This window comes from Microbacterium sp. Bi128 (assembly GCF_918698205.1).
On the sequence record NZ_CAKKMM010000327.1, the window covers coordinates 1 to 4,663 of the forward strand.

Annotated in this window: 4 protein-coding genes and 1 pseudogene; 3 read left to right on the forward strand and 2 right to left on the reverse strand. The window is 68.8% G+C overall.

The window, feature by feature from the left end:
• Both LQV45_RS18180 and LQV45_RS18185 read right to left on the reverse strand, forming a co-directional pair.
• Positions 1-281, reverse strand: a pseudogene (locus tag LQV45_RS18180) (hypothetical protein); the annotation flags it as partial.
• Positions 282-376: 95 nt separating this feature from the next.
• The gene (locus tag LQV45_RS18185; protein ID WP_230008225.1) at positions 377-928 is read right to left on the reverse strand and encodes a PadR family transcriptional regulator; all 552 of its coding nucleotides are present in this window, start codon (positions 926-928) and stop codon (positions 377-379) included.
• A 134-nt stretch (positions 929-1,062) separates the two neighbouring features.
• Between LQV45_RS18185 and LQV45_RS18190 the strand changes: the two genes are divergently transcribed.
• From LQV45_RS18190 to LQV45_RS18200, 3 genes are all read left to right on the forward strand, one after another.
• Positions 1,063-2,505, forward strand: a complete 1,443-nt coding sequence (locus LQV45_RS18190) for a cytochrome ubiquinol oxidase subunit I (RefSeq protein ID WP_138173782.1) — start codon at positions 1,063-1,065, stop codon at positions 2,503-2,505.
• A gap of 10 nt (positions 2,506-2,515) precedes the next feature.
• Complete coding sequence (cydB, locus tag LQV45_RS18195; protein WP_230008226.1) at positions 2,516-3,547, forward strand: cytochrome d ubiquinol oxidase subunit II; 1,032 nt, start codon at positions 2,516-2,518, stop codon at positions 3,545-3,547.
• Positions 3,544-4,663, forward strand: a 1,120-nt coding sequence (locus tag LQV45_RS18200) for an ABC transporter transmembrane domain-containing protein (RefSeq protein WP_253074575.1), incomplete at its 3' end; no start/stop codon positions are given. The genes cydB and LQV45_RS18200, both read left to right, overlap by 4 nt.

The following is a 4,663-nucleotide window of genomic DNA, read 5'->3' on the forward strand; positions in this document are numbered from 1 at the left end:
GCACGACGCAGGACGGTGTCCACGGCGTCGTGGAAGGTGAGGTGCTGGGCGACCTCGACCGCGCGGTCGTACCGCGCGCCCCCGAGGGCCACGAACACGGCCCCGACGACCTCGATGTATCCGACGATCCGTCCGTCGCGCGCGACCTCGTAGAGATCGAGATCGATGCGGGTCCAGGGGATCTCGGTGGCGCGCGGCGCGGCGGGTGCGGCCTGTTCGGCAGCTCGTGCGGCGACGGTCGAGATCGGCTCCGGGCGACCGACGGGAATGTCCATGACCATGAGGGCTCCTTCTTCGTCCGGGGCCCTCTCAGCGTGCGCCGAAATCCCGCCCGCCGCCCCCGGGTTGACGGATCGGCGAGGGGAGGATACGCGCGTCAGCGGGTCGCTCGGACCGGACGCCCCCGGCGGGGACGCTCGTCCGACAGGTCGAAGGGCACGGCGTCCGCGGCCATCCGCTCGACCTCGTCGAGGAAACGCAGATCCGCCTCGAGTCGCACCCGGCGAGCGGCGGCCACGACCGCGCGGGCGACGGCATCCATGTTCTCGTCGCCGGGTTCGGGCTCGGCGAGGGCGCCGCGGACGGCCGCCCGCTGCGCGGCGATCATCGGACCCACGTCCGCTCCGGGGAGGGTGAGGGCCAGCGCGATGCGCAGGGCGACGTCATCCCGCCGCTCTGTCGAGGATGCCGAACCCAACCACGCTCGAGCCTGGAGGCGACCCGCCGCCGTCACCCGCCACAGCACGCGGCCGTCGTCGTCCGCGCCGCGCCGCTCGACGAGACCGTCCCTCTCGAGCCGCTCGAGGGTCGTGTAGACCTGACCCACGTTCACCGAAGCGCCGGTGCGCCGCAGGTACTCGGAGCGCAATTGCGAGCCGTAGCAGTCGCCGCGATCGAGGATCGCTAGCAGGCTTTGACGCACGGACATAGGGCCCTCCGACCCGCCAGGAAATGGTGTTCCGAGTATATGGTTCGATGCCGAGGGATCGTTCCGGCGCGCTCCACCACGCGGGAGTACCCTGTGGTCAGACCACACAGTAGGTCGTCGATCGGAGGCATCCCGTGGAGTGGCTCGACCCCCTCATGCTCGCTCGGTGGCAGTTCGGACTGACCACCCTGTACCACTTCCTGTTCGTGCCCCTGACGCTCGGAATGTCGCTCGTCGTGGCGATCTTCCAGACCGTCTGGTACCGCACCGGCGACGTGAAGTGGCTGCACCTGACCCGCTTCTTCGGCAAGATCTTCCTCATCAACTTCGCCATGGGCGTCGTGACGGGAATCGTGCAGGAATTCCAGTTCGGTATGAACTGGTCGGCGTACTCCCGCTTCGTCGGCGACGTCTTCGGCGCTCCCCTGGCCTTCGAGGGCCTCCTGGCCTTCTTCCTCGAGGCCACGTTCATCGGCCTGTGGATCTTCGGCTGGGACAAGCTCCCCCGCCTCGCCCACCTCGGCACGATCTGGATGGCCACGCTCGGGGCGACGTTCTCGGCGTACTTCATCATCGCCGCCAACGCCTTCATGCAGAACCCGGTCGGCTATCAGATGGCCGCCGACGGCGGCCGCGCCGAGCTCGTCGACTTCTGGGCGATGCTCACCAACCCCGTCGCCCTCGCGGCGTTCCCGCACACGATCTTCTCGGGCTGGATGTTCGCCGCGATGGTCGTCGTCTCCATCTCCGCCTGGCACCTGGCTCGCGGCCGCAACGTCGAGATGATGCGCGCACCCCTGCGTTTCGGGCTGTGGTCCACCGTGGTGTCGTTCGTGCTCGTCGCGATCGCCGGCGACCAGTTGAGCCTGGTGATGGTCGCCACCCAGCCCATGAAGATGGCCGCGGCCGAAGCGACGTTCAATACCGTCTGCGGGGCGAACGCCTCGTTCTCCATCTTCACGTTGGGGACTCCGGACGGCACGAGCGAGCTGTTCTCCATCCGGGTGCCGTTCCTGCTCAGCATCCTGTCCACGCACTCCTTGGACGGCTGCGTCGAAGGCATCAACGACCTGAACACGATGTACAGCCAGCAGATGTTCCCGCAGTTCGCCGATCAGGTCGACGGCAACTTCGCCCCCGTCCTGTGGGTGACCTACTGGGCCTTCCGGTGGATGATCGCCCTCGGCGGTCTCGCCACCCTGATCAGCGTCGTGGGCCTGTGGGTCACGCGGAAGAAGGCGACCCGCCCCGTGGCGCCGTGGATGTGGCGCGTGGCGATCTGGGCGGCACCCCTGCCGCTGCTGGGCAGCCTCGTCGGCTGGGTCTTCACCGAGATGGGGCGCCAGCCCTGGATCGTCTTCGGCCTCATGCTCACCGAGGACGGCGTCTCTCCCAGTGTTCCGGGCTGGAGCGTCCTGATCTCGCTCGTCGCCTTCACCGCGATCTACGCCGCGCTGGCCGTGGTCGAGTTCGGACTCATCAAGAAGTACGCGCAGAAGGGTCCGGACCCGCTGCCCGACCCGAACGCCCCGCGCGAGCCCGATTCCCTCGAGAACACCCCGACGACCGTCTACTAGGAGCACAGTCATGGACCTCGCATACCTCTGGTTCTGGATCGTCGGATTCCTCTTCATCGGCTACTTCGTCCTGGACGGATTCGACTTCGGCGTCGGAATGTCGTTGCCGTTCCTCGGCAAGGACGACATCGCCCGCCGGCAGATCATCAACACCATCGGCCCCGTATGGGACCTCAACGAGACCTGGGTGATCGTCGCCGGTGCGGCGCTGTTCGCCTCGTTCCCGGAGTGGTACGCCACCCTGTTCAGCGGCTTCTACCTGCCGCTCCTGCTGATCCTCCTCGCGCTCATCGCCCGCGGTGTGTCGTTCGAGTACCGGCACCAGCGCGACTCGCTGAAGTGGAAGCGCGGATTCGACCGGATGATCGTGATCGGCTCGGCCGTCCCCGCCCTGCTGTGGGGTGTGGCGTTCGCGAACATCGTGCAGGGCGTGCCCCTGAATGCCAACCACGAGTACGTCGGAACCCTGTTCACGCTGCTGAACCCCTACGGCCTCCTCGGCGGCGTCGTGACCCTGCTGCTGTTCTTCACGCACGGCGTCTACTTCGTCGCGCTGAAGACCGACGGACAGGTGCGCACCGATGCCCGGGCGCTCGCGAAGACCTCGGGCCTGCTCACGATCGTCGCCGCCGCGGTGTTCCTGGTCTGGACGATCATCCAGGCCGCCAACAATCAGGCTCCGCTGCTCCTCGGCGTCGTCGCCCTCTCGGGCATCGCGGCGCTCGCGCTCATCGGGTCCTGGGTGGCCAACCTCCGCGATCGCGAGGGAACGGCCTTCACCCTCGGCGCGATCACGATCGTGACCGCCGTGGCGGCTCTCTTCTTCGCCCTGTTCCCGAACGTCATGCCCTCGACCCTCGAAGCCGGCTCGGGCCTGACGATCGAGAACGCCTCCAGCACCGACTACACGCTGACGATCATGAGTTGGGCGGCGCTCATCTTCCTGCCGATCGTCCTGGCGTATCAGAGCTGGACCTACTGGGTGTTCCGCAAGCGCGTCACCCGCGCCCGCATCGAGAAGGCCGCGCTGGTGGCGCATTGACCGACACGACCCGGGTGCGCCCCGTCGACCCCCGACTGGTGCGATACGCCTCTGCCTCCCGCGGCTTCTTCGCGGTGAGCGCGGCGATCGTTCTCGCCCAGACGGGGGTCGTCGTCGGATTCGCCTGGACGCTGACCTCGGCCCTGGTCGGCGCGATCGACGGGCGCCCCCTGGGCGATCTGTCCGGCGTGCTCGCGGCCGCCGTGCTGCTCGTCGTCCTACGCGGCCTGCTGGTCGCGGCATCCGAGCGGGTCTCGGCCCGCGGCGCCGCAGCGGCATCGCTGCAGTTGCGCGAACGTCTCGTCGGGGCCGTGGCGGCCCTCGGTCCGGGCTGGCTCGCGCGACGCAACTCCGCCTCGCTGTCGGTGACGGCGGGCCACGGCCTCGAGGCGCTCGACGCGTACTTCGGTCGCTACCTCCCGCAGCTGGTGGCGACCGCGATCACGACGCCGATCCTCATCGGCGCGATCACCCTCGCCGATCCCCTCTCCGGGCTCATCGTCGTGCTGACGCTGCCGCTCATCCCGCTGTTCATGGTGCTCATCGGGCTCGCGACCCGGACGGTGCAGAAGAAGCAGTACGGCACGCTCGGGCGCCTCGCGGCCCGGTTCGCCGACACCGTCGAGGGGCTCGGCACGCTCAAGGCGTTCGGTCGCGAGCACCGCGCCGCCGACACGATCGAGCGGACCACCCGCGACTACAAGCGCGAGACGATGACGGTGCTGCGCGTGTCGTTCCTCTCGGGCTTCGCCCTGGAGTTCCTGGCATCCATCTCGGTCGCGATCATCGCCGTCACGATCGGGTTCCGCCTGCTCGCGGGCGACCTCAGCCTGCTCGTCGGGCTCTTCGTGCTGCTGCTGGCCCCCGAGGCGTACTTGCCGCTGCGCCAAGTGGGCGTGCAGTTCCACGCGGCATCCGAGGGCGTCGCCGCGACCGAGGAGATCTTCGACGCGCTGGATGCCGCGCGCACCGCCGACGCGACCGAGGACTCGGACTCCCCGCGCGGTTCGACCGTCGAGTTGCGGGAGGTGCGGGTCGACCGCGGCGCACACGCGATGCCGAGGGTGTCGCTGTCGGTCGGGCCGGGCGAGGTCGTGCTGCTGGCCGGTCCGAGCG

Excerpts from the sequence above, each read along its gene's own strand:
- LQV45_RS18185 (WP_230008225.1), bottom strand. The coding sequence starts at position 928 with ATGTCCGTGCGTCAAAGCCTGCTAGCGATCCTCGATCGCGGCGACTGC.
- cydB (WP_230008226.1), top strand. The coding sequence starts at position 2,516 with ATGGACCTCGCATACCTCTGGTTCTGGATCGTCGGATTCCTCTTCATC.